At 67.3% G+C, this 26,018-nt stretch carries 26 protein-coding genes; 10 read left to right on the top strand and 16 right to left on the bottom strand.

What is annotated here, in order from left to right:
- Positions 1–3: 3 nt before the first annotated feature.
- Positions 4–570 carry a ubiquinol-cytochrome c reductase iron-sulfur subunit gene (petA, locus tag M9979_RS16310; RefSeq protein WP_254290425.1) on the bottom strand — a complete coding sequence of 189 codons (567 nt, stop codon included), beginning with the start codon at positions 568–570 and terminating at the stop codon, positions 4–6.
- A 174-nt stretch (positions 571–744) separates the two neighbouring features.
- Here petA and M9979_RS16305 point away from each other — a divergent pair, with 174 nt between their 5' ends.
- Positions 745–1,209 carry a tRNA (cytidine(34)-2'-O)-methyltransferase gene (locus tag M9979_RS16305; RefSeq protein WP_254290417.1) on the top strand — a complete coding sequence of 155 codons (465 nt, stop codon included), beginning with the start codon at positions 745–747 and terminating at the stop codon, positions 1,207–1,209.
- Between the two features lie 181 nt (positions 1,210–1,390).
- Here the strand turns inward: M9979_RS16305 and M9979_RS16300 are convergent, their stop codons facing one another.
- On the bottom strand, positions 1,391–2,110 hold the full coding sequence (locus M9979_RS16300) for a virulence factor (RefSeq protein WP_254290416.1): 720 nt from the start codon (positions 2,108–2,110) through the stop codon (positions 1,391–1,393).
- 421 nt (positions 2,111–2,531) lie between these two features.
- On the opposite strand from M9979_RS16300, the gene hemF reads away from it, so the two are divergent.
- On the top strand, positions 2,532–3,374 hold the full coding sequence (hemF, locus tag M9979_RS16295) for an oxygen-dependent coproporphyrinogen oxidase (RefSeq protein ID WP_254290424.1): 843 nt from the start codon (positions 2,532–2,534) through the stop codon (positions 3,372–3,374).
- Between the two features lie 15 nt (positions 3,375–3,389).
- Positions 3,390–3,974, top strand: a complete 585-nt coding sequence (locus M9979_RS16290; RefSeq protein WP_254290415.1) for a GNAT family N-acetyltransferase — start codon at positions 3,390–3,392, stop codon at positions 3,972–3,974.
- Positions 3,975–4,123: 149 nt separating this feature from the next.
- Here the strand turns inward: M9979_RS16290 and M9979_RS16285 are convergent, their stop codons facing one another.
- A complete protein-coding gene (locus M9979_RS16285; protein WP_254290414.1) occupies positions 4,124–4,885 on the bottom strand; it encodes a hypothetical protein in 762 nt (253 codons plus the stop codon).
- A complete protein-coding gene (locus M9979_RS16280; RefSeq protein ID WP_254290423.1) occupies positions 4,882–5,727 on the bottom strand; it encodes a DUF7847 domain-containing protein in 846 nt (281 codons plus the stop codon). Before M9979_RS16280 ends, M9979_RS16285 begins: the two co-directional genes overlap by 4 nt.
- A 111-nt stretch (positions 5,728–5,838) precedes the next feature.
- On the opposite strand from M9979_RS16280, the gene lipB reads away from it, so the two are divergent.
- The 4 genes from lipB (at position 5,839) to M9979_RS16260 (ending at position 10,318) form a co-directional block, all read left to right on the top strand.
- On the top strand, positions 5,839–6,489 hold the full coding sequence (lipB, locus tag M9979_RS16275; protein WP_254290413.1) for a lipoyl(octanoyl) transferase LipB: 651 nt from the start codon (positions 5,839–5,841) through the stop codon (positions 6,487–6,489).
- A gap of 115 nt (positions 6,490–6,604) precedes the next feature.
- The gene (locus tag M9979_RS16270; protein ID WP_254290412.1) at positions 6,605–6,868 is read left to right on the top strand and encodes a hypothetical protein; all 264 of its coding nucleotides are present in this window, start codon (positions 6,605–6,607) and stop codon (positions 6,866–6,868) included.
- Positions 6,869–7,077: 209 nt separating this feature from the next.
- Positions 7,078–9,378 (top strand): N-6 DNA methylase, encoded by a 2,301-nt coding sequence (locus M9979_RS16265; protein ID WP_254290411.1) that lies wholly within the window; start codon positions 7,078–7,080, stop codon positions 9,376–9,378.
- A gap of 205 nt (positions 9,379–9,583) precedes the next feature.
- On the top strand, positions 9,584–10,318 hold the full coding sequence (locus M9979_RS16260) for a hypothetical protein (RefSeq protein WP_254290410.1): 735 nt from the start codon (positions 9,584–9,586) through the stop codon (positions 10,316–10,318).
- Between the two features lie 140 nt (positions 10,319–10,458).
- Here the strand turns inward: M9979_RS16260 and queE are convergent, their stop codons facing one another.
- From queE to parE, 7 genes are all read right to left on the bottom strand, one after another.
- Positions 10,459–11,091, bottom strand: coding sequence for a 7-carboxy-7-deazaguanine synthase (queE, locus tag M9979_RS16255; RefSeq protein ID WP_254290409.1), 633 nt, complete (start codon positions 11,089–11,091; stop codon positions 10,459–10,461).
- On the bottom strand, positions 11,088–11,786 hold the full coding sequence (gene queC / locus M9979_RS16250; protein WP_254290408.1) for a 7-cyano-7-deazaguanine synthase QueC: 699 nt from the start codon (positions 11,784–11,786) through the stop codon (positions 11,088–11,090). Before queC ends, queE begins: the two co-directional genes overlap by 4 nt.
- Before the next feature lie 174 nt (positions 11,787–11,960).
- Positions 11,961–12,872 (bottom strand): Hsp33 family molecular chaperone HslO, encoded by a 912-nt coding sequence (gene hslO, locus M9979_RS16245; RefSeq protein ID WP_254290407.1) that lies wholly within the window; start codon positions 12,870–12,872, stop codon positions 11,961–11,963.
- 93 nt (positions 12,873–12,965) lie between these two features.
- Positions 12,966–13,883 (bottom strand): ornithine carbamoyltransferase, encoded by a 918-nt coding sequence (argF, locus tag M9979_RS16240; protein ID WP_254290406.1) that lies wholly within the window; start codon positions 13,881–13,883, stop codon positions 12,966–12,968.
- Between the two features lie 213 nt (positions 13,884–14,096).
- Positions 14,097–15,293, bottom strand: a complete 1,197-nt coding sequence (locus tag M9979_RS16235; RefSeq protein ID WP_254290405.1) for an aspartate aminotransferase family protein — start codon at positions 15,291–15,293, stop codon at positions 14,097–14,099.
- A 133-nt stretch (positions 15,294–15,426) separates the two neighbouring features.
- Positions 15,427–16,338 carry a hypothetical protein gene (locus M9979_RS16230; protein WP_254290404.1) on the bottom strand — a complete coding sequence of 304 codons (912 nt, stop codon included), beginning with the start codon at positions 16,336–16,338 and terminating at the stop codon, positions 15,427–15,429.
- A gap of 124 nt (positions 16,339–16,462) precedes the next feature.
- Positions 16,463–18,445, bottom strand: a complete 1,983-nt coding sequence (gene parE / locus M9979_RS16225) for a DNA topoisomerase IV subunit B (protein ID WP_254290403.1) — start codon at positions 18,443–18,445, stop codon at positions 16,463–16,465.
- Between the two features lie 178 nt (positions 18,446–18,623).
- Between parE and M9979_RS16220 the strand changes: the two genes are divergently transcribed.
- Positions 18,624–19,463, top strand: a complete 840-nt coding sequence (locus tag M9979_RS16220) for an outer membrane protein (RefSeq protein WP_254290402.1) — start codon at positions 18,624–18,626, stop codon at positions 19,461–19,463.
- A gap of 298 nt (positions 19,464–19,761) precedes the next feature.
- Here the strand turns inward: M9979_RS16220 and M9979_RS16215 are convergent, their stop codons facing one another.
- Positions 19,762–20,454 (bottom strand): GcrA family cell cycle regulator, encoded by a 693-nt coding sequence (locus M9979_RS16215; protein WP_254290401.1) that lies wholly within the window; start codon positions 20,452–20,454, stop codon positions 19,762–19,764.
- A 64-nt stretch (positions 20,455–20,518) separates the two neighbouring features.
- Between M9979_RS16215 and M9979_RS16210 the strand changes: the two genes are divergently transcribed.
- Entirely contained in the window at positions 20,519–21,373 is an 855-nt protein-coding gene (locus M9979_RS16210; RefSeq protein WP_254290400.1) for an ABC transporter permease, read from the top strand.
- The gene (locus M9979_RS16205) at positions 21,331–22,635 is read left to right on the top strand and encodes a serine hydrolase (RefSeq protein ID WP_254290399.1); all 1,305 of its coding nucleotides are present in this window, start codon (positions 21,331–21,333) and stop codon (positions 22,633–22,635) included. The genes M9979_RS16210 and M9979_RS16205 overlap by 43 nt, the downstream gene beginning before the upstream one ends.
- Before the next feature lie 128 nt (positions 22,636–22,763).
- Here the strand turns inward: M9979_RS16205 and M9979_RS16200 are convergent, their stop codons facing one another.
- Genes M9979_RS16200 through M9979_RS16185 form a run of 4 tightly spaced genes read right to left on the bottom strand, consistent with a single transcriptional unit; the run spans position 22,764 to position 25,672 of the window.
- Entirely contained in the window at positions 22,764–23,279 is a 516-nt protein-coding gene (locus tag M9979_RS16200; RefSeq protein ID WP_254290398.1) for a GNAT family N-acetyltransferase, read from the bottom strand.
- The gene (locus tag M9979_RS16195; RefSeq protein ID WP_254290397.1) at positions 23,276–24,061 is read right to left on the bottom strand and encodes a LysR family transcriptional regulator; all 786 of its coding nucleotides are present in this window, start codon (positions 24,059–24,061) and stop codon (positions 23,276–23,278) included. The genes M9979_RS16200 and M9979_RS16195 overlap by 4 nt, the downstream gene beginning before the upstream one ends.
- Positions 24,058–24,456 (bottom strand): Co2+/Mg2+ efflux protein ApaG, encoded by a 399-nt coding sequence (apaG, locus tag M9979_RS16190; RefSeq protein WP_254290396.1) that lies wholly within the window; start codon positions 24,454–24,456, stop codon positions 24,058–24,060. The genes M9979_RS16195 and apaG overlap by 4 nt, the downstream gene beginning before the upstream one ends.
- 10 nt (positions 24,457–24,466) lie before the next feature.
- On the bottom strand, positions 24,467–25,672 hold the full coding sequence (locus M9979_RS16185; RefSeq protein WP_254290395.1) for a trans-sulfuration enzyme family protein: 1,206 nt from the start codon (positions 25,670–25,672) through the stop codon (positions 24,467–24,469).
- Positions 25,673–26,018: the final 346 nt, after the last annotated feature.

Genomic DNA, 26,018 nt, shown 5'->3' with positions numbered 1-26,018 from the left:
CCCTCAGCCGACCGTGACGGCAGTGTCGGAATTGAACGTATAATTCGGCACGAACAGGTTCTTCGGCGCCGGTCCCTGGCGGATGCGCGCCGCGGTGTCATAGGCCGACCCGTGGCACGGGCAGAAATAGCCGCCGAACGGCCCCTTGTTCTCACCCTCGCCCGCGCCCAGCGGCACGCAGCCGAGGTGGGTGCACACGCCCAGCGTGATGAGCCAGTTTTCCTTGCCCGGCTTGGTCCGCTCGGCCAGCGTCTGCGGATCGCGCAGGCTCGCGACGTCGACCTTGTTCGCCTCGGCGATTTCCGCGGGCGTCAGGTTGCGGACGAACAGCGGCTGCTTGCGGAACTGGCTCTTGATCGCCTGGCCCGGCTGGATCTTGGACAAATCGACCTCGGTCGTCGACTGCGCGAGCACGTCGGCCGACGGGTTCATCTGGTTGACGAGCGGCAAGACGATCGCGAGCACGCCGACGCCGGCGAACGACACGGCGGCGATGTTGATGAAATCGCGGCGCCGGGGATCGTGGACCTCCTCGTGGAACGGTTCCGGCGATTCACCGGGAGGAACCATGCTGTCAGTCGCCATTCGTCTGTCGCCCTTGCATCTCTTATCGCGGAGGAACGGGTTTGCAGCGCCCACCGAACCCTACCATCCCCACGGCGGGCTGCTGGCCTGATAGACGGGGGCCGTGCGCTTTGCCAACAGCATTTTACCCGAACCGCGGCCGGGGCTAGGGATGCGGCCATGACGACCGCCCTTCGCATCGCGCTGTATCAACCCGACATCGCCGGCAACGTCGGCGCGGTGATGCGCACCTGCGCATGCCTGGGCGCAGGCGTCGACCTGATCGAGCCGATGGGCTTCCAATGGGACGACAAGCGCGTCGCGCGCGCGGGGATGGACTATATCGACCACGTCCCGGTCACCCGCCATGCCGGCTGGGACGCGTTCGCGGGGCAGGTGCAGGGCCGGCTGGTGCTGCTGACGACGCGCGGCGCGACACCGCTGCCCGACTTCGCTTTCGAGAACGATGACGTCCTGCTGTTCGGCCGCGAAAGCGCCGGCGTGCCGGACGAGGTCCACGCCCGCGCCGACGCCCGCGTCGTCATCCCGATGGCGCCGCCGCTGCGCTCGCTGAACCTCTCCGTCTCCGCCGCAATCGTGCTGGCGGAGGCGCTGCGGCAGACGGACGGCTGGCCGGCCTTCTAATTCAGGCAAAGAAGGTGGTTCACGCGGAGACGCGGAGACGCGGAGAAGAAAAGCGGCGCAGCCTGTCCAACCTCGCCAAACGATCGCCAGGTGATGCTGCAGGCCGACCTCTCCCCACGCAAATCTCCGCGTCTCCGCGTCTCCGCGTGAACTCCTTTTCTGCTTCGCGCCTTCGCGTAAATCATCGCGCCCGCCGGATCGCGGTAAGGACGTGCCCCAGCAACCCCGCCTCGTCGTGATGGATGTTGTGCCCGCCCGGCATGCCGATCACCTGCGCGCCCGGCACGCGAAGCAAGGGGCACAGGCTGTCGTCTTCCTCGACGCCATAGATGCAGGTGAGCGGCGCCCAGGTCAGCGTGTTCGCGGTGGTCGCCGCGACGCTGTCGGGCGTGCCGCGATAGGCCCAGCCGGTCGGATCGGCGCGAAAATAGACCGAATCGCCCGGCAGGACGAGGACGATCCCCGCGACCCTCGGCCGGAGCTCTGCGGGCAGGTGCGCAAGACCGGTCTGGACGATATCGGCGCCATAGGATTGCCCCATTACGACGATCCGCGCCGAACCGGTGCGCGCGAGGCCGGTGCGCACGACATCGGCCATGAACGCATCGACCTCCGCCCGCGTCCGCCGATGGCGGAACGCCACCGGCGAAGCGATGCCGACGACGGGGATATGATGCCGGGTCAGCCCGCGCGAGGTCGATGCGCCGAGCAGGAAGCGCAGCCCCATGTCGCCCGACACGTTGACCACGGCAGGGGGCTGCGCGGGCGGTACCGCCGGATAGACGTGGACCGGATCGGCATCGAAATAGCCCGCCGCCGCGACGAACGCGCAGACGAAGGCGGAACTGACCGCCGCGACGCGCACGCCGCGCCAGACGGATCGACGGGTGGAACGGCGCATGCCCTGTCGCTTGCCAGCGAACGGCGGCGATGGCCAGTGCGTGCGTTTCCCGTCACCCCGGCGTTGGCAATCGCATGTCGTCGTTGGGGCGGTAGACGCTTCCACAATCGCTTCGTCACCCCGGACTTGTTCGAGACCTCTGCAAAACCGTATCCGTGCTCCCGCGCAGGCGGGAGCCCAGGAGTCGCGCACCCCATAAGCCGTTGTCTTGCTTGGCTCTGGGCTCCCGCCTGCGCGGGAGCACTGGAAGGGGATGTGGGCTCTCGTAGCGGCCTCGAGCACGGCCGGAGTGACGGGTCGCTTGCCGAGCTGTGACGAGGCCCATCGGCCGTCTGGAATATGCGATGACCCCCGGGGCCGAAGCGTGAAGCACAGCCACCCCACGCTCGACTTCCCCGCGCGCACTTGCCACAAGCCCGCCATGCTGACGCTCGACGCCGAACAGACCGCCGCCCGCCATTGGTTCGAATCGCTGCGCACCCGCATCTGCTCCGCGTTCGAGGCGATCGAGCGCGAGGCGGGATCGGACGCCGCCTTCGACTATATTCCCTGGGACCGCACCGACCCCAGCGGCGAACCGGGCGGCGGCGGCGTGCGCGGTGTGATGAAGGGCAAGGTGTTCGAAAAGGTCGGCGTCAACGTCTCGACCGTCGGCGGCACGTTCGAGGGCGAATTCGCCAAGTCGATCCACGGCGCCGCGGACAACCCGGCCTTCTTCGCCACCGGCATCAGCCTGGTCGCGCACATGGCCAATCCGCACGTCCCCGCGGTGCACATGAACACGCGCTTCCTCGTCACCACCAAACGCTGGTTCGGCGGCGGCGCCGACCTCAACCCGCCGCTGCCGGTCGAGGCAGACACCGCCGACTTCCACGCCACGCTGCAGGCGGCGTGCGACGCGCACGACCCGGCCTATTATCCGCGCTTCAAGGCGTGGGCGGACGACTATTTCTACATCCCGCACCGCAAGGTCCATCGCGGCGTCGGCGGCATCTTCTACGATCATCTCGAAGGCGATTTCGACGCCGGTTTCGCCTTCACCCGCGCGGTGGGCGAGGCGTTCCTCGACGCCTATCCGCGCATCGTGCGGCGGCGGATGCACGATCCCTTCGATGCGGCGGACGTCGCGACGATGCGCAACTGGCGCGGCCGCTACGCCGAGTTTAACCTGGTCCACGACCGCGGCACGCTGTTCGGCCTCAAGACCGGCGGCAATATCGACGCGATCCTGATGAGCCTGCCGCCGCTCGCGACGTGGGAGTGAATTGGGAGTGATCCGGTGGCGCTGACCCCGGTCAATCCGTCCGAGCTGGCGACGATCGTCACCACGCTGGAGATGACGCGCCGCCCGCCGCTGCGCCCGCTGCCCGCCTCGCCATTGCGGCTGGTACGCTGGCCGCGGCCCGATGCCGGCAAGTACCGCATGCTCTTCCGCCGCGTCGGCGGGCCGTGGCTGTGGTATTCGCGGCTCGCGATGGACGATGCGGCGCTGACCGCGATCCTCCACGATCCCGCGGTCGAGGTCTATGCCGCGACCGATCCCGCCGGGATCGAGGTCGGGCTGCTCGAATTGGACTTCCGCCACGCAGGCGCGTGCGAGCTGTCCTATTTCGGGCTGGTGCCCGAACTCGCCGGCAAGGGCCACGGCCGCTGGCTGATGGCGGAGGCGATGGCGCGCGCCTGGCGGCCGGGGATCGCGCGGGTCTGGGTGCATACCTGCACGCTCGACCATCCCTCGGCGCTCAACTTCTACCGCGCGCAGGGGTTCGTCGCGGTGCGGCGGACGATCGAGACCTTCCCCGACCCCCGCGCGCTCGGGCTGCTGCCCGGGGACGCGGGCGCCCACATCCCTTATCTGGCCTAACCATCGCCTTTACGGCTTCGTCACCCCGGACTTGTTCCGGGGTCCACCGAGCCGCGAGCATAGGGCAAAAGGCTCGAGCCGTACGCCTCGCCGCGGAGTGGACCCCGGAACAAGTCCGGGGTGACGGAGGAGCTGGGGCGGCGCCCGCCCTATCTCGCCGGCGTCGACAACCGGCGATAGGCGGCGACCGCGATCAGTGCACCGGCGAGCTGGGTCAGCATCGCGACGCCCGCGGCCAGCGCATGGACGATCGCGACGCCCACGGGATTGGCACCGCCCGCCCCTGCCCCGGTATCGCCAAGCCAGCGGGCGAGCAGCATGAACGGCTGGCCGGCGAGGAGCGCGGCGAGATAGACGGTGACGAGGCCGCCGAGCAGCGACAGCTGCGCGCGGCGCGTCATCCGCCACGACCGGCCGACCGCCGCCATCGCGCCCGTGCCGGGCTGTGCGAACAGGATCGGCCCGGCGAGCATGAAGCGGCTCATCAGCCACAGGCCCGGCAACAGCAGGATATACATCCCCGCCCCCGCAGGGATGGACACCACGACCATCGCGAGCAGGAAGCGCGGGAACAGCCGTCCCGCACGCTGCGCCGCCACACCGACCGTCGGCCGTTCGGGGTCGAGGAACAGGCAGAACACCATCGCCAGCCCGAAATAGGTGATCGCATAGGCCCCGACCGAGCCGAGGCCGTAATCGCCGACCCACGCATCGAGCGCGGTCATCCACGCCTGCGCGCGCACGCTCGTGTCCTCGATCGCCGCGTCGGGCATCGGCAGCGGTCCGACGAGCAGCAGCAGCGCATAGGTCGGCAGGAAGAAGAACAGGCTCGCGACGCGCAGCAGCACGTCGGCATCGCGCCGGAACAGCGCCCAGGCCTCGCTCAGCAAGGCAGCGAGCGTGATCCTCACGCGGCCTGCCCGTCGTGCAGCGCCGCCGCCCGCTTCTCGCGCAACGCCTGTTCGCGCCGCGTCAGTGCGACGTAGAGCTGCGCCGAAAAGACGATCGCCACCAGCGTCAGCGCGGTCGACACCGCCTGCCCCGCCAATGCCGCGATGAAGCCGACGCTCGCCACCGCCTCGCCGCCCAGGATCAGCCGCGCGATCAGCCCGACCACCGACTGCGCCGCCCAGGTCGCGATCAGCAGCACGATCAGGAACAGCAGGATCGTGCCGACCAGCCGCCAGGTGTGACGCCGGGTCAGCCGCCAGCAGCGCGCCACCGCGCCGAGGCCCAGCCGCTCATCGAGCACCACCGCATAGAGCGGCAGCAGCCGCGCGCCGACGAACAGCAGCACGATGCCGAGGACCAGCGCATAGAGGCCGGCGAGCGCCGCCGCGCCGGGCGCGGTCGGTGCGGGCTGCGCGCCCTGCGCGATCGCGGTCCAGTCGAACCCGGCGCGCACCAGCAGCGCCAGCGAAGGCAGGAAGGCGATGGTCAGCACCACCGCCAGCACCACGGCGACGAGCAACGCGGCGGGCAGCCGCGCGGTCGCCAGCGTGCGGGCGGCGCGCCCATCGGTGGCGGGGTCGATCGACGCGGCGATCATCGCCAGCTGGCCCCACAGCGCGATCACGGTCGTCACGACCAGCAGCAGTACGCCGATCAGCGTCGTCGCGGTCGAGGGCGTCGCATAGGCCTTGAACGCGGCGGGAATCGCGGTCGGCACGAACAGCGTCAGCAGCGCGAGCCCCGCGAGCATGCCGCCGCGGCCGTTCAGCACCTCGACGGTGCGGTCCCACACATTGCCCATCCTGACCATCGCCACCCCTTTCCGTCGCCTGCCCGCCCGGTTAGCCCAATGCCCGCGGCTTGGCCACTCGCCAACTTGCAAGCCTTCCGCGCCGGGCGCACATGGCGGTGCATGACGGAAATCGACGGGATCGAATGGCGGGTATCGCCGGGGCTGACCCCCTATGACGTGGCGCTGGCCGGGATGGAGGCGCGCGCCGCGGCGGTGCTGGCGGGCGAGGCGCGCGAGCTGATCTGGCTGCTCGAACATCCGCCGATCTACACCGCGGGCACCAGCGCCTCCCCGCAGGACCTGATCGATCCGCGCTTTCCGGTGGTCGCGACCGGGCGCGGCGGCAAATACACCTATCACGGGCCGGGGCAGCGTATCGTCTATCTGGTGCTCGACCTCAACGCGCGCGGCCGCGACGTGCGTTGCTTCGTCCATGCGGTCGAGGGCTGGGTGATCGCCGCGCTCGAGCAGTTGGGCGTCGCCGCCTTCCGCGCGGAGGGGCGCGTCGGCATCTGGACCAGGGATGGCGGGCCGGAGGCGAAGATCGGCGCGATCGGCGTGCGCGTGCGGCGCTGGATCACGCTGCATGGCCTGGCGGTCAACGTCGATCCCGATCTGACGCATTTCGGCGGGATCGTGCCGTGCGGGCTGCCCGATTACCCGGTCACCAGCCTCGCCGCGCTGGGCCGCGACGGCGGCCTCGCAACCTTCGATGCCGCCCTTGCGTTGAGCGCTCCGGTATTCCTCCAGTCCCTGTCTTGTCCGGCATAAACGGGCCGGACACAAAACGAGGCTTGAGGGCCGGGCGTTATGCGATTAATGTCCACTGTGATTTGGGTATTAAAGGGCCAGCAAGCCGTCCAAATCCTATTCTAGGGAGCTTCCAATGCGTGCACTCATCTCCAAGGTCCTGACCGGCTCGCTGATCGCCGGCGCCGCCCTCGCCGTTTCGGCTTGTGGTCCGAAGACCGAAACGACCACCGACAACACGATGGTCACCGACCTGAACACCACCGACGACATGGGCACCATGAGCGACAACATGACCGCCGTCGACGGCGCGTCGAACGGTGGCATGATGGCCAACGACACGATGATGGCGAACGACACCATGATGATGTCGAACACCACCACCACGAACGCGATGTAATTACCCGCCAGGGTCATTACGAACGTGAAACGGCCGTCCGGGCAACCGGGCGGCCTTTTTGATGGGATCAGGATGATCCATGGGGCGGCCAGTTCTCGCGAACCCCGCTACGATAAAGACGACGCGTGGAACCGTAATGGACGCCGAAGGGGGTTTTCATCCTGCTCCGTTGCGTATAGTCGAAACCCCAGACCGTTTTGGGGATGACCGTGAGAGACCTGACCGACCCCCTCGAATCCGCCACGCGGAAACGAATCGATGCCAATCTTGATAACCTGGGATGGGCCTGCGACGAACGCTCCGCCGAATGCAACGTCTATACGGAGCGCCCGAAGACCCGGGACCAGAAGGCCTTGCTCAAGGGGGCGCAGCCGGACTACGTTCTGTACGAAAGCGGCACCGACACGCCCATCGCGATCATCGAGGCCAAACGATCCGGCCAGAGCCTGGTCGACGCGCTCAGGCAGGCGATCGAGCTCTATGCCAAGCCTCTGGGCGTCCCGATCGTCTTCGTTGCCGACGGGTCGTTCGTCGAGGCGCACGACCTGCGTGACGGGCATCGCCTGCGCATCGATGGCGAGGACATCACAGCCTTCCTGAGCGAGCGCGACCTGCTCCGCTTCATTGACCAGGGCTCCTCGATCGCGACGCCAGAGGTCATCCGGCACACCAAGCAGGAACTGATAAGCTCGTTCGGCGCGGCGAACGACCTTTTGCGCAAGGAGGGGTTGCGCGAGGGCCTTGAACGCTTCACCGAATTTTCCAACCTCCTTTTCCTCAAGCTCATCAGCGAGATCGAGGCCGACCGGGAGGCCAATGGCGAGCCGCGGATCCTCGCAAAAAAATACTGCTGGGACGCGTTCAAGGACAAGCCCGCGGACGAAATGCTCGATTATATCAACGATACCGTCCTGCCCCGGCTGGTTCGCGACTATAATCACACCGGCGATGTCTTCCAGACCAGCCTGGCGATCAAGACGCCGAAGACGCTCAAGAAGATCGTCGATCGACTATCGAAGCTTCAGCTGCTCAACACCGATTCCGATATCAAGGGCGATGCCTTCGAATATTTCCTGCGCAACTCGATCTCGGTCGGCAACGATCTGGGCGAATATTTCACCCCGCGCCATATCGTCAAACTGGCGGTCGATCTGGTCGATCCTCTGTTCGAAGAGACCGTCTATGATCCGACATGCGGGACCGGTGGCTTCCTCATCCAGGCCTTCCGCCACATCAAGGGGAAGGTGAAGAACACACCGGCCAACATGAAAATCCTCAAAGAGGATACGATCTTCGGCCGTGAGATAACGGCGACCGCGAAGGTCGCGAAGATGAACATGATTATCATCGGCGACGGCCACAACAATGTGGAACAGATGGACAGCCTGTCCAAGCCGGTGCGCGAGCAGTACGATGTGGTCCTCGCGAATTTTCCATTTTCGCAAACGACAGACTTTTCGGGTCTGTACGGCTATGAGACCGACAACGCGAACCCCGTCTTTCTGCAACATATCATCGATGCCCTGAAAAATGGCGGTCGTGCGGGCGTCGTGGTGCCGGAAGGGGTCCTGTTCGATGAATCGACGCCGAACGTAAACGTCAGAAGGCGGCTGCTGGAGACCTGCGAACTCGAAGCGGTCATCAGCCTCCATGAGTTCGTGTTCCGGCCCTACACCGGGCAGCCGACGAGCTTGCTGATCTTCAAGAAGGGCAAGCCGACCAAATCGGTGTGGTTCTTCGACGTCATCGACGACGGCTTCGAAAAAAGCACGCGCAAGCTCGGCCGCCGTCCCGTCATCGCCAATGACCTTCCGCTGCTCCGCCAGCTCTGGACGGATCGCACCCATTCCGACCGGTCGTTCTCCGTCGATATCGACACGATCCGCACCAACGGATTCAAGCTCACCATCGATGAGTTCCGCGACCGTTATGCGAACCCCGACTGGGTAGAACTTGGCGGCCCCGACGGAGTTTGCGACATCGTCATCGGTGGCACGCCCGATACGAAGAACCGCTCCTATTATGGGGGCGAGCATCTGTTCGTGAAGATCGGTGACATGACCAACAGCGAAGGCATGTTCATCCATGAAACTGAAGATCGTCTGACCGACGCCGGCGTCACGCATTCGAACGTGAAGCTCATTCCCGAAGGCACGGTTCTGTTCAGCTTCAAGCTTTCGATCGGCAGGGTAGCGATCACCGGTCGGCCGATGTACACGAACGAAGCCATCGCCGCTTTCATACCGCGGGACGATCGGGTTCTTCCCAAATATCTTTATTACATCCTTCCGCGGATACCCGTTCCAGGCGCTCGAAAGGCGGCGAAGGGAAAGACGTCGAGCAAGGGTCGCCTGGCGAATGCCAAGATACCTTTGCCCACCATTGCCGAGCAGCAGGCGTTGATAGACATGATGGAAGGGCATGATGCTGAGGTCGCGCGGTTGAAGGCGAAAATCGGCGAACGGTTGATGCGGGCCGAGGAGGAGTTTCGCGTCAGGGCACTCGCGTGACCGGATCGCCGCGGCGGGTCGATCGCCGGCGAAGGATGATTAGGCCCCGCTTCCCGTCTGACCGTCGCAACGGCGCACGCCCCCTGGTTCCAGCGGTTTGTCGCATTCCGGGCGATTTCGTCCCGAACATGCTTAATCAGGGATTGGGTCGCACCGCAAAACCATCTAGAATCGCCGGATAAATGCTTCGGCGAGGATTGAAGACATGACCTTGTTGCGTACCACGCTGGCGCTTGGCGGCGTGGCGACCGGCCTGATGGCGGCGGCCCCCGCTTCGGCGCAATTCTTCCTGCGATCGCACGATTTCCGCGGCGAGGCGGTCAAGGGCCACGAGGACGGGCTGGGCCAGTCGCTGCCCGGCGCGACCCCGGCAGAGCTGCGCGCGGCGATGGCGTGGAACATGCGCGCGGCGCTCAACGTCGCAGCGCTGCAATGCCAGTTCGAACCGACGCTGCTGACCGTCGCCAATTACAATGCGGTGCTGAAGGATCACGAGGCCGAGCTGAAGGGCTCGTTCGACACGCTCACCAAATACTTCCTGCGCGTCAACAAGGCGCCCAAAGCGGGCCAGGCGGCGCTCGACCAGTTCGGCACGCGCACCTATTCGGGCTTCGCGACCGTCGCGGCGCAGTTCGGTTTCTGCCAGACCGCGAGCGTGATCGGCCGCGACGCGACCTTCGTGCCGCGCGGCCAGTTCGGCGATCTGGCGATGGCGCGCATCCGCGAGCTGCGCAACAGCCTGACCCCGTACGGCGAGCAGCATTTCCAGCGCTACCTGGGCCGCGACTATGCCTCGCAGCCGCGCGTCGATCCGGTCTGCTACGACAAGAAGGGCGAATGGCAGGTCAAGAAATGCGGCGCGTTCGTCTGGCCGCCGGTGAATACCGCGGTGGCGGCAGGTGCGCCGCAGATCGCGACGACCGAGACGGCGCTGCGGTAACAAATCCTCCCCGACACGGGGAGGTGGCGCCGCGTAGCGGTGACGGAGGGGGCTTCAACAGGCGACGCGCTCGCGGAGAACCCCCTCCACCATTCGCTGCGCGAACGGTCCCTCTCCCCGCGAGCGGGGAGGATTTGAGGTTACCGCAACCCCAGCAGCTTGTGCGTCTGCAACGACAGCCGCCACCACGGTCGGTCCATCACCACCGCGATCGCCGCCTCGACGTTCGCAGGCCCCGCCGCATCGTCCATCGGCTGCAACAGGCGATGCGCGAAATCCCAGCGTTCGACGTCATCGATATCCGTCCCCGCCTGCGGCCAGACCAGCTTCAGTTCGTCGCCCGATCGCTGCACGACGACGCTGCCTGCCTTGGGACTGATGCACACCCAGTCGATACCGGGATGCACCGCGAGCGTGCCGTTGCTCTCGATCGCGATGCGGAAACCCGCGGCATGCAGCGCATCGACCAAGGCATCGTCGACCTGCAGCATCGGCTCGCCGCCGGTGAGCACGACGAAGCGGTCGCTCGTCCCCTCCCCCCAGAAGCCTTCGACCGCCGCGACCAGCGCCGCGGCATCGGCGAACTTGCCGCCGCCCAGGCCATCGGCGCCGACGAAATCGGTGTCGCAGAACCGGCAGACCGCGGCGGCGCGATCCTGTTCGCGCCCGCTCCACAGATTGCAGCCGGCGAAGCGCACGAACACCGCGCGCCGCCCGGCGTTGACGCCCTCGCCCTGCAGGGTGAGGAACATCTCCTTGACCGCGTAGCTCACGGGCGGACGGCGTAGACCGTCGGATCGGCGATGCCCGCTTCCTCGAAGCCCTTGGAGCGCAGGCGGCAGCTGTCGCACGTCCCGCAATGCACGCCGCCGGGTGCGGGATCGTAGCACGACCAGCTCAGCCCCATGTCGACGCCAAGCCGCGTGCCCTCGCGGACGATGTCCGCCTTGGTCATGTGCTGGAGCGGCGCGTGGATCTTGAACGGTTCGCCCTCGACGCCCGCCTTGGTGGCGATCTCCGCCAGCCCCTCGAACGCCGCGATGAACTCGGGCCGGCAATCGGGATAGCCCGAATAATCGAGCGCGTTGACGCCGATGAACAGGTCGCGCGCGCCCGCCGCCTCCGCCCAGCCGAGCGCGAGGCTGAGGAAGATCGTGTTGCGCGCGGGCACGTAGGTGACGGGAATGCCGCCGCCGTCCTCGGTGCCGACGCCGTCCTTGGGCACCGCGATATCGTCGGTCAGCGCCGATCCGCCGAACGCCGACAGATCGAGCGGCAGGACGATATGCCGCTCGGCACCGAGCGTGATGGCGATCCGGCGCGCCGCGGCGAGCTCGACGCGGTGGCGCTGGTTGTAGTCGATCGACAGCGCGAGCAGGCGATAGCCCGCTTCGCGCGCGCTGGCGGCGGAGATCATCGAATCGAGCCCGCCGGAAACGAGCACGACAGCCAGGGGTTGGGTGGTCATGATCCCCGCGCCGCTAGACCCCTGCCGCGCAAAAGAAAAGGGTCGCGGATGAGGCGACCCTTTGAAGGAGAGAGCGAACCCGCTCTTTTGGGAGAAAAGCGTGCCACGTCCAAGGACGACCACATGGCCGGTCTACCGGGGAATCGGTTAACATCCGTTTAAGCGCGCCCGCGATCAGGCGACCGGATCGGCCTCCGCCGGGACCGGGAATTTGGTCGCGCAAAAGGCGCAGTCGACCTGGATGAACCCGTCCTCGTCCGCCATCTCGCGCCGTTCCTCGACCGAGAATTTGGACAGGACGCTGGCGATATAGTCGCCGGTGCAGCGGCAGCCGCGCGACAGCGGCGTCGAGGCGAGGACGCGCACGTCGGGCTCCTCGTTGAACAGCCGCCAGACCAGCGTCTCGAGCGGCAGCGCCGGGTCGGCGAGTTCATCGGCGCCCATCGTGCTGCCCAATGCGGCAACATGCTCCCATTCGGGATGGTCGAGCCGCGTGTGCAGCCGTTCGCGCCCGACCTCGCCCTCGGGCAGATGCTGGAGGAACAGGCCGCCGGCGATGGTATGCCCCTCGCCGTCGCGGGCGATGCCAACACGGACGAGGCTGGGGATCTGTTCCGACTGGACGAAATAGGTCTGCGCCGCCTCCGACAGCGTCTCGCCGTCGAGCGGCACGATGCCCTGATAGCGTTCGCCGGTGGTCGCGAGGTCGAAGGTGATGGCGAGATAGCCTTGGCCGAACAATGCGAACAAGGTCGGCTGTTCGGGCGCCGCGGCGAGCCTGTCGGCATCGTAATCGATGTATCCGCGCACCTCGCCGCCGCGATAATCGCAGACGAGCAGCTGAACGACGCCGTTCTCGGTGCGCGTCTGCATGGTGAGCTGGCCGGTCGGGTCCTTCAGCGTCGAACCGATCAGCGCGGCGAGCGTCAACGCCTCGGCAAGCAGCGCCTCGATCGCCGGCGGATAGGCATGCGCGGCAAGCACCCGGTCGAGCGCCGGCCCGAGCCGCACGACACGCCCGCGCGCCGAGCGGGAGGGGATCGCGAAGCCGAGCGCGCGATCGAGGTCGGTGGTGGATTGTTGCATGTGCGGGAAATGGGATCGGAGGTGGTGGGGGTCAAGTTTGGGGTGCCACACCTTCCCTTCGTCATCCCGGCGAACGCCGGGATGACAATGTGGTCAGCCGATCTGCCCGAACACCCAGCGCAACACCGCCTTCTGCACATGGAGCCGGTTCTCCGCCTCCTGCCAGATCAGCGACTGCGGGCCATCGATCACCGCGTCGACCACCTCCTCGCCGCGATGCGCGGGCAGACAGTGGAGGAAGCGTGCATCGGGCTTGGCGCCCGCCATCAGCGCCTCGTCGACCTGATAGGGCATCATCGCGGCGAGCTTGGTGTCGGCATGCGCCTGCCCCATCGAGATCCAGGTGTCGGTGACGATGACGTCCGCGCCCTCGACCGCCTCCTGCGGACTGGCGACGACGCGCGCGCGGCCCTGCCCCAGCGCGATATCCTCTTCCGGCGGCGCGAACCCCTGCGGGCAGGCGGCAACGACGTCGAACTGCATCAGCCCGGCCGCCTCCATCAGCGAAGCGAGCACGTTGTTGCCGTCCCCCAGCCACGCGACCTTGAGCCCGGGCAGCGCCTTGCCGTCCTCGATGATCGTCTGCAGGTCCGCCATGATCTGGCAGGGGTGCGAATAATCGGTCAGGCCGTTGATGACCGGGACGGTCGCATGGCGCGCCATGTCGACCACCTTGGCGTGATCGTCGGTGCGGATCATGATCGCATCGACGTAACCCGACAGCACGCGCGCCGTATCGGCGATGCTCTCGCCGCGGCCGAGCTGCATCGAGCCCGCATCCATCACGATCGAGGTGCCACCCAGCTGGCGGATCGCCATGTCGAAGCTGACCCGCGTGCGCGTCGAGTTCTTCTCGAAGATCATCGCCAGCACATGCCCGGCGAGCGGCGCATCGGCATCGACGCGGCCTCTCGGAAAGCCCTTGCGCGCCGCCTTGCGGTCGATCGCATCGGCGAGCATCGCGGCGACGCCATCGGCGCCGGCATCGGTGAGATTCAGGAAATGGCGCATCGTAATTCCTTCTTTCCCTCTCCCTCCGGGAGAGGGAGGGAGCTGCGCAGCAGCGGAAGGGTGAGGACGATGTCCGTCGCGAGGTCGCCCTCACCCTTCCCACGCCTTCGGCGCGGGCCCAGTTTCGGGTCGGACATGCCCCCGGCATGTCCTGAACAGTGCGGGGCACTGTTCACCCTAAGCTCCTCTCCCGGGGGGAGAGGGAGATTGGCGTCAGTCGTCGCTCGCCGGCACGAACACCCGCGCCGCCGCGCTCAGCTTGTCGATACATTCGGCGACGTGACTATCCTCGATCACCAGCGGCGGCAGGATGCGCACGACGTTCTCGCCCGCCGCGACCAGCAGCAGCCCGTGGTTGTCGCGGGCATGCGCGACGAACTCGCGCGGCTCGACCCCGGCCTTGAGCTTGAGGCCGAGCATCAGCCCACGCCCACGCACGCTCTCGAACACATGATCGTGGTTGGGGATCATTTGCTCGAGGGCGCCGCGCAACCGCTCGCCCATCGCCTCGACGTTCGCCAGGAAACCGTCCGCCAGCATCACGTCGAGCACCGCCTGCCCCGCCGCCATCGCCAGCGGATTGCCGCCATAGGTCGATCCGTGCGTGCCGATCACCATGCCCGACGCCGCGCGCTCGGTAGCGAGGCAGGCACCGAGCGGGAAGCCGGCGCCGATCCCCTTGGCGACCGCCATGATATCGGGCTCGATCCCGTAATGCTCGTACGCCCACATCTTGCCGGTGCGCCCGTAGCCGCACTGCACCTCGTCGAGGATCAGCAGCAGGCCATGCTCGTCGCACGCCTTGCGCAGGCCGGCGACGAACTCCGGCGTGCCGACCGACACGCCGCCCTCGCCCTGGATCGTCTCGACCATGAAGCCCGCGGTGCTATCGTCGATCAGCGCCAGCGCGGCATCGAGATCGTTGAACGGCGCATAGGCGAAGCCCGGCAGCAGCGGCTCGAAGCCGTCGCGCATCTTGGGCTGGTTGGTCGCCGAGATCGCCCCCATCGTCCGCCCGTGGAAGGCGTTGTTGAAGGTGATGATCTTGGTCCGCTGAGGATTGCCGGCGGCATAATGGAACCGCCGCGCGGTCTTGATCGCGCATTCGACCGCCTCGGTCCCCGAATTGGTGAAGAATACCGTGTCGGCGAAGCTGTTGGCGACGATCCGTTCCGCCAGCGCCTCCCCCTGCGGGCTGCCGTACAGGTTGCTGACGTGCATCAGCGTCGCCGCCTGTTCGGCGATCGTCTTCACGAGATGCGGATGGCCGTGGCCGAGCGCATTCACCGCGATCCCCGCCGCCATGTCGAGATAGCGGCCGCCGTCCTCGCCGATGAGATAGCACCCCTCGCCTCGCACCGGACGCACCCCGCACCGCGGATAGACGGGCATGAGTGGCGTAATGGTCACGGGAGGTCTCCTTCAAACGGAAAAGGGCGGTCGTGAAGACCGCCCGTTACAACCAATACCGACTGTGCGGAGGCAGCGTCAACCTTGCGTCCTATCCAGGATGGGTCCCAGCACACCGGAATGGCGGCGACGCTCAGTGCGGTTGCGCGGCGTCCGTTTTGGAGTCGGTGTCGCTCCCCCGCGACGATGCGTCGAGATCATGGTTGATCCTCTTGCCCATTTCGGCACGCTGCGACATCGCCGAACGCAATGGCCGTACGGCGTAAAGCGCGCGGAGATATCCAAGATCCCACGGCGTCATGGTGATCGGCACTTCGCTGTCCATCGAACTATCCATGATCGTCAGGATCGTCGGCGCCTGTCCGGGCTTCAGCCTGCCCGGATCGATTTCCGCAAACGATCGCATAGCCGCATAGTCGCCGATCTGCGTCGTCGTCAGGCCATCGACGGCCTTTCGTTCGATCACTACGACAGACGCTACGAAGACCGGCCTGACATTCGCTTCCAAGCGCGACGCGCCGTCGGGGACAGAAACGAACTGCCCCGGTTCCTCGCCTTCCGAGGGGATCTGCACGCCATAACGGTCAAGTCGAGCAGACAGATGCCAGGCGGTGACGGGTCCCTTCTGACGGGGAACAGTGATCGTCGATCCAATACCGGTACGGAAATAGGCCGGATGCGCCTTGCGAAGGGCGTCGATCATCGCATCCTTGTCGTCGGCGAAAATCACCAGTGCGTTGGTCCTGCATCCTTCCGGCGCAATGGGGATCGCCGCCGCTGTCGCGATCCGTCGCATACGTTGAGCGATGGCGCGATCGTGTACGTCGCCAAGACCAATCGCAATGGGACAAAGCTCCGTGCGATCAAACTTGGCAAGTGGATTCGGTCCACTCAGTCCGTTCAGCGCCCGGACGAAATCACGAACCTGCCGGGCCTGATCTGCCTTCTTGCCGGTCACGACAATATCGGCGTCGGGAGATGTTGTATTTTGAGCTATGGCAATGCTTGTAACCGAGAACATTGCTGCCAATACAATCGCCTTCATTATCCACCCCCGGGTCACATCTGGATCATGCTAGCCAATGGGCAACATTACCGCAAGATTGTCGTGCATCATCGCAGTTGAGCCGCGTCAGACAAAACACTTGGCTGCGCCCTATTCGCACCCCTTACGCGTCGATCGCCTCTTCATCCAGCCGCGCCGCATTCTCCTGGATGAACGCAAAGCGGTGTGCCGGGTTGTTGCCCATCAGGCGGTCGACGAGGTCCTTCACCCCGGCGCGCTCCTCATATTCCTGCGGCAGGGTGATGCGGATCATGCCGCGCGTCTTCGGGTCCATCGTGGTTTCGCGAAGCTGGCCGGGGTTCATCTCGCCGAGGCCCTTGAAGCGCGAGACCTCGACCTTCTTGCCCTTGAACGCGGTCTTCTCCAGTTCGGCGCGGTGTGCGTCGTCGCGGGCGTAGAGCGACTTGGCGCCGACGGTCAGGCGGTAGAGCGGCGGCTGTGCCAGATACAGGTGACCACGCCGGACCAGATCGGGCATCTCCTGGAAGAAGAAGGTCATCAGCAGCGTCGCGATATGCGCGCCGTCGACGTCGGCGTCGGTCATGATGACGACGCGTTCGTAGCGCAGCTGGCTGGCATCGCAGTCCTTGCGCGTGCCGCAGCCGAGCGCCTGGATCAGGTCGGCGATCTCCTGATTGGCGACGATCTTGGCGCTGGTGGCGGATGCGACGTTGAGGATCTTGCCGCGGATCGGCAGGATCGCCTGCGTCTTGCGGTCGCGCGCCTGTTTCGCCGAACCGCCCGCCGAATCGCCTTCGACGATGAACAGCTCCGTGCCCTCGTTGCCGTCGTTGGCGCAGTCGGTCAGCTTGCCGGGCAGGCGCAGCTTGCGCGCGCTGGTCGCGGTCTTGCGCTTGACCTCGCGCTCCTGCTTGCGGCGCAGGCGTTCGTCCATCCGGTCGAGCACGTAGCCGAGCAGCGCCTTGCCGCGGTCCATATTGTGACCGAGCCAATGGTCGAAATGGTCGCGCACCGCCTTTTCGACGAGGCCGGCCGCTTCCGGCGAGGTCAGGCGATCCTTGGTCTGGCTCTGGAATTGCGGTTCGCGGATGAACACGCTGAGCATCAGCTCGCTGCCGACCATCACGTCGTCGGCCGTGATGTCCTTCGCCTTCTTCTGGTGGATGAGGTCCCCGAAGGCGCGTAAGCCCCGGACCAGCGCCTGGCGCAGCCCCTGTTCGTGCGTACCGCCATCGGGGGTCGGGATCGTGTTGCAATACCAGCTGTAGCTGCCGTCGCTCCACAGCGGCCAGGCGACCGCCCATTCGACGCGGCCCTGCGCATTTGGAAAATCCTGATTGCCCGCGAAGAATTCGGTCGTCGCGCATTCGCGCGCGCCCACCTGCTCCTTGAGATGGTCGGCGAGGCCACCGGGAAACTGGAACACCGCTTCCGCCGGCGTGTCGCTGCCCTCGACCAGTTCGGGCGCGCAATGCCAGCGAATCTCGACGCCGGCGAACAGATACGCCTTCGATCGGGCGAGCTGGTACAGGCGCCTGGGCTTGAACGCGAGTTCGGGACCGAAAATCTCGGTATCCGGCGTGAAGGCGACCGAGGTGCCGCGCCGGTTGGGCGCCGACCCGACATGCTCCAGCGGCCCCTGCGTCAGCCCGCGGCTGAACCGCTGCCGATAGAGCTGCCGGTCGCGCGCCACCTCGACCAGCGTGTCGCTCGACAGCGCATTGACCACCGACACGCCGACGCCGTGCAGGCCGCCGCTGGTCGCATAGGCCTTGCCGGCGAACTTGCCGCCCGAATGCAGCGTCGACAGGATCACCTCGAGCGCGCTCTTGTCGGGAAACTTGGGGTGCGGATCGACCGGGATGCCGCGGCCGTTGTCGGTGATCGTCAGGCGGTTGCCCGGCTCCAGCGTCACCTCGATCCGCGTCGCATGGCCGGCGACCGCCTCGTCCATCGCATTGTCGAGCACTTCGGCGGCCAGATGGTGCAGCGCGCGTTCGTCGGTGCCGCCGACATACATGCCGGGACGGCGGCGAACGGGTTCGAGCCCTTCCAGCACCTCGATCGACGAGGCATCGTAAGCGTTGGCGGGCGCCGCGGCGGACGCGAACAGATCTTGGGCCATCGACCGGAACCATAAGGGAACATTGCGGGCGACGCCAGCACCCCGGCAGCCCTATTGTTGCTACACCGTTGCCGCCATGGTGCATAAATATCACAGTTTCGGCGAATTAGCCGGGCTGATGCATATTAAGTCGGCTGCGAACGTTCCTCGACGGACTGCATCAGCATTCGGAGACAATATGCGTACCACTCTCATCTTCGGCGCCGTCGCCGCAACCCTGTTCGCCACCGCCGCGCAGGCACAGGACATGACCGACGAAACGCCGTTCAGCGGCATCTACATCGGTGCCGCGGGCGGCTATGACGTGCAGCCGAACGACGTGGGTTCGAGCATCCTGTTCGACCGCGGCTCGAACGGCAGCTTCGGCGACACCGTCTCGACCGCAGCGGGCGCCAACGCCTTCTCGCCGGGCTTCTGCAACGGCCGCGCGGTCGGCGCGACGCCGCTGCCGGGCGGCTGCCGCAACGACAAGGACGGCTGGTCGTATTACGGCCGCATCGGCCTCGATGCGCAGCGCGGCAACATCGTGATCGGTGCGCTCGGCGAATTCGGCAAGACCGAGATCACCGACAGCGTCAGCGGCTTTTCGACGACGCCCGCCAATTACGTGATGACCCGCGAAGTGAAGTGGGAAGCCAGCGTCCGCGGCCGCATCGGCTATGCGCCCGGCACGACGCTGTTCTACGGCACCTTCGGTCCCGGCTATGCCAATATCGACCGCAGCTTCACCTCGACCAACACCGCGAACAGCTTCGCGCAGTTCGGCAAGCGCAAGCAGTTCGGCATCGTCGGTGGCGGCGGCGTCGAGCAGAAGCTCGGCAAGAACTTCTCGATCGGCCTCGAATATACCTATCACCAGTATCAGGACGACGACGCCCGCGTGCGGGTGACGCAGGGCACCGCGCCGGCAACCAATCCGTTCGTGCTGGCGGCCGGCGGCACGTCGACCGACTTCCGCCGTTCGGACGACAAGTTTCGCTGGCACTCGCTGCGCGCGACGGCGGCGTTCCGGTTTTAAGGCGAAGGGCGGCCTGCACTACGCGGAAGCGTAGGGCAGGACCCGCCCAAGCCCGGCCAGCGTAGCGCAGCTACGACTGACGACGCGGCTTCGCCGCGCGGGGTGATGGAAAGGGGTCGGTGCCGCGAGGTGCCGGCCCCTTTCCATCACCCCGGCACGGGGAGGAATGAAAAGGGCCGCCTCCCGTGGGAAGCGGCCCCTTCGATATCGGCCCGTCATGGGCGAAGCCCATGACGTCGGACGCGGCTGTAGCCGCGCCGGCCGGGCGGCCCTGCGGGTGCTGCGCCGGCTTGCCGGCTCAGCGCACGCGCGGGCCGCCGAACGGCAGCGGCGGCGGGGGCCGGCGGTCGCGACGGGGCAGCTGCGCCTGATACGCATGCCCGCAATGCGCGACGCAATAGGGGAAGCCCGGGTTCACCTTCTCGCCGCAGAAATGAAAATCGGGCTCGCCGGGGTGGCCGAGCGGCCATTTGCAGATGCGGTCGTTGAGGTCGAGCAAGGTCGTCTTGCCGGCGATCTCGGGCGAAGGCTTGGCGGGGACCAGCCGGCGCGGCGGCGCGGGCGTCGCGGGCGGCTGCTGCTCGCCGGGCGACTGGCGGACGAAACCGCCGGGGCCGACCGAACGCAGGATCGGCTGCGGCTCGCGTACCGGCGCGGGCGCGGCGACGACCTCGTCGTCTTCGTCTTCGTCGTCTTCCTCCTCGATCACCGGCGCGGCGGCGCGTGGCGGCGCGGGCGGCGGCGGGGGCGCGGCAACCAACGGTTCGGGCTCGGGCGCGGCCGGCACGGGTGCAGGCGCAGCGACGGGCGCCGGCGCGGCGGGCTCGTTCGGCTTCACCGGCGACGGGCGCGACTGCAGCCCCAGGCGGTGCGCCTTGCCGATCACGGCGTTGCGGCTGACCCCGCCCAGCGCCTCGGCGATCTGGCTCGCGGTCTGCCCGCCTTCCCACATCGTCTTGAGCGTATCGATCCGCTCGTCGGTCCAGGACATTCTTGTCTTCCTTGCTGTCGCGCCGGGTTGCGGGCGGCTGCGGCTGCGGTTACCCGCTTGGCCCATGAGCAGCCAGCCCCCAATCGGCGAAATTCCATCGGCGATCCGGTCCGCCCCCGGTGTTCCGGTCATCCGGAACGTCAACTGGGGCGGCCTGAAGACCCTCTATGTGAAGGAGGTGCGCCGGTTCTTCAAGGTGCAGCTCCAGACGGTGTGGGCGCCGGCGATCACGACGCTCCTCTTCCTGATCGTCTTCACCATCGCTACGGGCTCCAAAAGCCCGGTCCATGTCGGCGGCATCGTCGTGCCGTTCGCCGATTTCATCGCCCCCGGCCTCATCATCAGCCAGGGGATGATGGGCCCCGCCTTCGCCAATGCCAGCTTCTCGCTGCTGGTCGGCAAGATCCAGGGGACAATCGTCGATTATCTGCAACCGCCGCTGTCGACCGCGGAGCTGCTCGCCGCACTCGTCGGGGGCGCGATGACGCGCGCGTTCATCGTCGGCTTCATCTGCTGGTGCGCGATGGCGCTGTATCCGGGCGTGCACGTCACGCCGGTCTATCCGCTCGCAATCCTGTGGTTCGGGTTCCTCGGCGCGGCGTTCCTGTCGTTCCTCGGCGTGCTGACCTCGATCTGGGCAGAGAAGTTCGACCATGCCGCCGCGGTGACCAATTTCGTCATCGCGCCGCTGTCGCTGCTGTCGGGCACCTTCTATTCGGTCGACCGGCTGGCGCCCGCCTTCCGCGCGTTCAGCCACGCCAATCCGTTCTTCTACATCATCTCGGGGTTTCGCTACGGCTTCCTCGGCACGTCCGATTCGCCGGTCGCGCTCGGCAGCGTCGCGATCCTCGCCGTCGACATCGCGCTGGGGGTGACATGCTATTTGCTGCTGCGAAAAGGCTGGAAGCTGAAAAACTGATCGCGCTGGCGCTTGCCGTGCTGACGCCGTTACCGGCGGTGGCGCAGACGCCGCCGACCGCAACGGTCGCGATCGATCCCGCGGTGCGGACACAGAGCGAGGCTCTGATCCCCGTGCTCGCCGGCAAGCCGGGCTATGCGACGCTGTTCGCGCCCGCCTTCCGCCAGGCGGTGCCCGAACCGCAATGGACCGCGCTCGCCCAGCAGCTGCGCACAACGCTGGGGGCGCCGCAACGGATCGCGACATTGGTCCCGAACGGTCGCTGGGCGGCGACGCTGACGGTCGCCTACCAGCGCGGCACCGCGACGATGCTGGTCGCGATCGATCCCGCCGCGCCGCATGCGATCGCCGGGCTGCGGATCACCGGCACGACCGCCAGCGACGACAGCGCGGCGAAGGTCACCGCCGATCTCGCCAGGCTGCCGGGCGAGACGCATCTCGGCGTCTATGCACTAGGCGATGCCGCCCCCGCGCCGATCCTTGCGGTGAAGGACGATGCCAAGGCGCCGCTCGGCTCGGCGTTCAAGCTGTGGGTCCTCGCCGAACTCGCGCGGCAGGTCGCGACCGGCACGCACCGCTGGGACGAGGTGGTGCCGGTCGGCACGCCCTCGCTTCCGTCGGGCATCCTGCAGGGCTGGCCGCGGGGTACGCCGGTGACGGTGCAGACGCTGGCGACGCTGATGATCTCGATCAGCGACAATACCGCGACCGACACGCTGATCGCACTGCTCGGCCGGGCGAACGTCGATGCGATGGCGGCGCGCTACGGCGGTATCGGCCCGGTGCTGACGACGCGCGAGGCGTTCGCGCTCAAGAGCGACCCCGCGCTGACCGCCGCCTGGGCAAAGGGCGATGCCGCCGCGCGTCGCGCCTTGCTGACCGCGCAGGCCGACCGGATCGCGACCGCCACGATCGATCCGATGATGTTCTCGTCGGGTCCGGTGGCGAACGACAGCGTCGAATGGTTCGCCGCCCCGCGCGACATGGCGCGGTTGCTCGGGGATCTGCGCGACGCCGGGCCGGTCGTGCGCGCGCTGCTCGCGGTCAACCATGGCGTCGATCCGGTGACCAGCGCGCGCTTCGGCTATGTCGGGTTCAAGGGCGGGTCCGAACCCGGCGTCATCGCGCTCAACCTGCTCGCGCAGGCGAAGGACGGCCGCTGGTATGCGGTCTGCGCCAGCTGGCACCGGCGCGATGCGGCGGTGGACGAGGCGGCATTCGTCGCGCTGGTGACGCGGGCGCTGGGGTTGGTGGCGGGGTGACGCCAAGGTTTCCCCGATAATGTAGCTCGCCCCAACCCACCGTTCACCCTGAGCCCGTCGAACGGCCTGAGTCTCACCTGTGCTTCGACAGGCTCAGCACGAACGGTTCGGGCGGGATGCCACCTCTCTTATGAGCCGCGCCACTCCTCGCGCAGCAGCCCGTAGATCAACGAATCGCGCACGCCGATATGCGTATGCCACTCAGCCCGCAGCCGCCCCTCCAGCGTGAAGCCGAGCCGCTCCAGCAACCGGATCGATCCGGCATTGTCGGGATCGGTATCGGCGAAGACGCGGCGCTGCCCCTCGGCGAAGAGCTGTGCGATCACCGCCGCCACCGCCTCGCGCGCGAGGCCCGTGCCCCAGGTGTCGCGCGCGAAAAGGTAGCCGATCTCGCTCACCCCGCCCTGCCGCTTCTCGCCCGCCGAGACGAAGCCGACCGCTCGCCCCTCATGCACCGCCGCCCACGCCCGCCAGCCCGGATGCGCCTCCGCAAAGTGCGCGCGCAATTCCCCAACCGACCCGACCGGCGCACGCGACCACCAGCGCATGGCGTCCGCATCCGCCATCGTATCGAACAAAGCATCGGCATCGTCGACCACCCGCGCGCGCAGCGTCAGCCGCGGCGTGCGCAGCGCCGGAGTCACGCGGTCAGCGCGTCGACCAGCGCCCGGACCTTCGCCTGCCGCCATTGCGGCAGCGGCGCGACCAGCCAATAGCCGAGCCGCGACGGCTGCGGATCGCCGACCACGACCACCGATCCCGCGGCGATCGCCCGCGCGGCGAGCAGCTCGGACACCGTCGCCTGGCCGAGGCCCGCGCAGGCGGCATCGATCGCGAGGCCCGCGTCGGCGACCTGCACCAGCGCCTTGCCGTCGCCGGGACAGCCCGGCCAGCCGATCACCGTGTCGCCCGCCCCCGGTGCGGCGATCGTCACCATACCTTCGGATTCGAGCGCCTCGCCCTCATGCTCGCCCGGCCCCTCGCCCCAGCGGATCGCGAGGTCGAGATTGGCTTCGGTGAAGTCGACCGTGTCGTCGGCGGCGAGCAGGACGAAGCGCAGTTCGGCATCGTCGCGCGCGACCTCGGCGAGGCGCGGCATCAGCCATTTCTCGGTCAGGTCGCGCGGCGCGGCGATGGTCAGCGACTTGGACGATTGCCCCGCCTGCATCGCGCGCACCGCTTCCTCGAACTGCAGGAAGCCGCCGCGCAGCGCGCCCAGCCCCGCCTCCGCCTCGGGCGTCAGCTCGAGGCCCCGCGTGGTGCGGCGGAACAGCACGACGCCCAGCGTATCCTCCAGCGCGCGAATCTGCTGGCCGACCGCCGCCGGGGTCACCGCCAGCTCGTCCGCGGCGCGGGTGAAGCTCAGATGCCGCGCCGCCGCGTCGAGCACGCGCAGGCCGTTCAGCGGCAGATGCGTCCGCTTCACGATTCCACCGCCGGCGCGAGCAGCGCGAATTTGGGGATCGCCGCATCGAACTGGCTGCCGTCCTCCGCGATCAGGCGATAGCTGCCCTGCATCGCGCCATTGGGCGTCTGCAGCGGACAGCCCGACACATAGTCGAAGCTCGCGCCCGGCGCGATCAGCGGCTGTTCGCCGACCACGCCCTCGCCCTCGACCGAATGGCGCGCGCCGCGGCCGTCGGTGATGACCCAGTGGCGGGTGAGCAGTTGAATGGTGCGATCCGATTCGTTCTCGATGCGGATATGATAGGCCCAGAACCAGCGCCCGCGCTGCGGTTCTGACTGTTCGGGCAGATAGCTCACCGCCACGCGCACGGTCACCCCATCGGTGGTCGCGGCATGCGGGAAGAACTGCTTCACAGCCCCGTCCTCACAGGCCGACCTGCCGCAACGCCTGGTCGAGATCGTCGATCAGGTCCTGCGGGTCTTCCAAGCCGACGTTGAGCCGCAACATGCCTTCGGTCACGCCCATCTCGATACGCTTGTCCTCGGCGACGCCGGCATGCGTGGTCGAGGCGGGGTGCGTCATCAGCGAGCGCGAATCGCCGATGTTGTTGCTGATGTCGATCAGCGCGAGCGCGTCGAGCAGCCCGTGCGCCTGCGCGCGATCTGCCACCTCGAACGCGAAGATCGGCCCCGTCGCCCGCATCTGCCGCATCGCTAGGTCGTGCTGCGGATGGCTGGCGAGGCCGGGGTGAAGGATCTTCGGCACGCGACCCTCGAGGAAACGCCCGACCTGAATTGCGCTCTCCGACTGGCGGGTGATCCTGAGGTCGAGCGTCTCCAGCCCCTTCAGCACCACCCAGGCGTTGAACGGCGACAGCGTCGGCCCGGTGTTGCGCGTGAACGGCAGCAGCGTGTTGTCGATGAAGTCCTGCGTCCCACATACCGCACCGGCGAGCACGCGGCCCTGCCCGTCCATCATCTTGGTCGCGGAATACGCCGTGACGTCGGCGCCGAAGTCCATCGGCCGCTGCAGCGCGGCGGTGGCGAAGGCATTGTCGACGACGCTGACGATGCCGCGCTCGCGCGCGATATCGCAGACGGCGCGCAGATCGACGACGTCCATCGTCGGATTGGCGGGCGTCTCGAAGAAGAACACCTTTGTCTCCGGCCGCACCGCATCGAGGAACTGTTGCGGATCGCGCGCATCGACGATCGTCGTCGCGATGCCGAACTTGGGCAGCAGGGTATCGGTCAGCCAGCGGCACGACCCGAACGCCGCGCGTCCGCCGACGAGGTGGTCGCCCGCCTGCAACTGGCACAAGAGCACCGCGGTCATCGCCGCCATGCCGCTCGCCATCGTCCGGCACGCTTCCGCACCCTCGAGCAGCGCGATGCGCTTCTCGAGCATCTCGACGGTCGGGTTCTGCAGGCGGGAATAGGTCATCCCTTCCTGTTCGCCCGCGAAGCGCGCCGCGGCGTCGGCGGCCTTGTCGTAGGTATAGCCCGAGGTGAGGAACAGCGCCTCGCTCGTCTCGCCATATTCGCTGCGCGCGGTGCCGCCACGCACCGCGAGCGTCGCAGGGCGCCAATGCTGGGTGATCGAGGGGTCCTGGCCTGCCTTGCGCTTCATGCGCGCCGCTTTGCCGGAGCGGGGCGGGGGGTGCAAGGGCATGCGCACCCAACTCCTCCCCGGCACGGGGAAGGCCACCCCATAACGCAAATTGGGTAGCACGACGGTTCCCCCATCCCACCGTCACCCCGGACGTGTTCCGGGGTCCACCGCGCCGCACGCGAAGGACGAGAAGCTCGGGCTTCCAGTTTGCCGAACAGTGGACCCCCGTGTGTTGCAGATGTGCGATAAGGATGGCGGGCGGGAGACCGTTGGACCCCTGGCACGGAGATGCCGCAGTCCGGCTCGGTTCCCCGCCCGCGTTGGTCACACACCTGAACAGTTGCATGAGGCTGCTGGCACCAGA

This window comes from Sphingomonas liriopis, from assembly GCF_024211255.1.
GTDB lineage: Bacteria > Pseudomonadota > Alphaproteobacteria > Sphingomonadales > Sphingomonadaceae > Sphingomonas > Sphingomonas liriopis.
This window is presented reverse-complemented; position numbering and strand designations above follow the sequence as displayed.

Coding starts and splice junctions, on each gene's coding strand:
- petA (WP_254290425.1), bottom strand. CDS start 570: ATGGTTCCTCCCGGTGAATCGCCGGAACCGTTCCACGAGGAGGTCCAC.
- M9979_RS16305 (WP_254290417.1), top strand. CDS start 745: ATGACGACCGCCCTTCGCATCGCGCTGTATCAACCCGACATCGCCGGC.
- M9979_RS16300 (WP_254290416.1), bottom strand. CDS start 2,110: ATGCGCCGTTCCACCCGTCGATCCGTCTGGCGCGGCGTGCGCGTCGCG.
- hemF (WP_254290424.1), top strand. CDS start 2,532: ATGCTGACGCTCGACGCCGAACAGACCGCCGCCCGCCATTGGTTCGAA.
- M9979_RS16280 (WP_254290423.1), bottom strand. CDS start 5,727: ATGGGCAATGTGTGGGACCGCACCGTCGAGGTGCTGAACGGCCGCGGC.
- lipB (WP_254290413.1), top strand. CDS start 5,839: ATGACGGAAATCGACGGGATCGAATGGCGGGTATCGCCGGGGCTGACC.
- M9979_RS16270 (WP_254290412.1), top strand. CDS start 6,605: ATGCGTGCACTCATCTCCAAGGTCCTGACCGGCTCGCTGATCGCCGGC.
- M9979_RS16260 (WP_254290410.1), top strand. CDS start 9,584: ATGACCTTGTTGCGTACCACGCTGGCGCTTGGCGGCGTGGCGACCGGC.
- queC (WP_254290408.1), bottom strand. CDS start 11,786: ATGACCACCCAACCCCTGGCTGTCGTGCTCGTTTCCGGCGGGCTCGAT.
- hslO (WP_254290407.1), bottom strand. CDS start 12,872: ATGCAACAATCCACCACCGACCTCGATCGCGCGCTCGGCTTCGCGATC.
- argF (WP_254290406.1), bottom strand. CDS start 13,883: ATGCGCCATTTCCTGAATCTCACCGATGCCGGCGCCGATGGCGTCGCC.
- M9979_RS16230 (WP_254290404.1), bottom strand. CDS start 16,338: ATGAAGGCGATTGTATTGGCAGCAATGTTCTCGGTTACAAGCATTGCC.
- parE (WP_254290403.1), bottom strand. CDS start 18,445: ATGGCCCAAGATCTGTTCGCGTCCGCCGCGGCGCCCGCCAACGCTTAC.
- M9979_RS16220 (WP_254290402.1), top strand. CDS start 18,624: ATGCGTACCACTCTCATCTTCGGCGCCGTCGCCGCAACCCTGTTCGCC.
- M9979_RS16215 (WP_254290401.1), bottom strand. CDS start 20,454: ATGTCCTGGACCGACGAGCGGATCGATACGCTCAAGACGATGTGGGAA.
- M9979_RS16210 (WP_254290400.1), top strand. CDS start 20,519: ATGAGCAGCCAGCCCCCAATCGGCGAAATTCCATCGGCGATCCGGTCC.
- M9979_RS16205 (WP_254290399.1), top strand. CDS start 21,331: ATGCTATTTGCTGCTGCGAAAAGGCTGGAAGCTGAAAAACTGATCGCG.
- M9979_RS16185 (WP_254290395.1), bottom strand. CDS start 25,672: ATGAAGCGCAAGGCAGGCCAGGACCCCTCGATCACCCAGCATTGGCGC.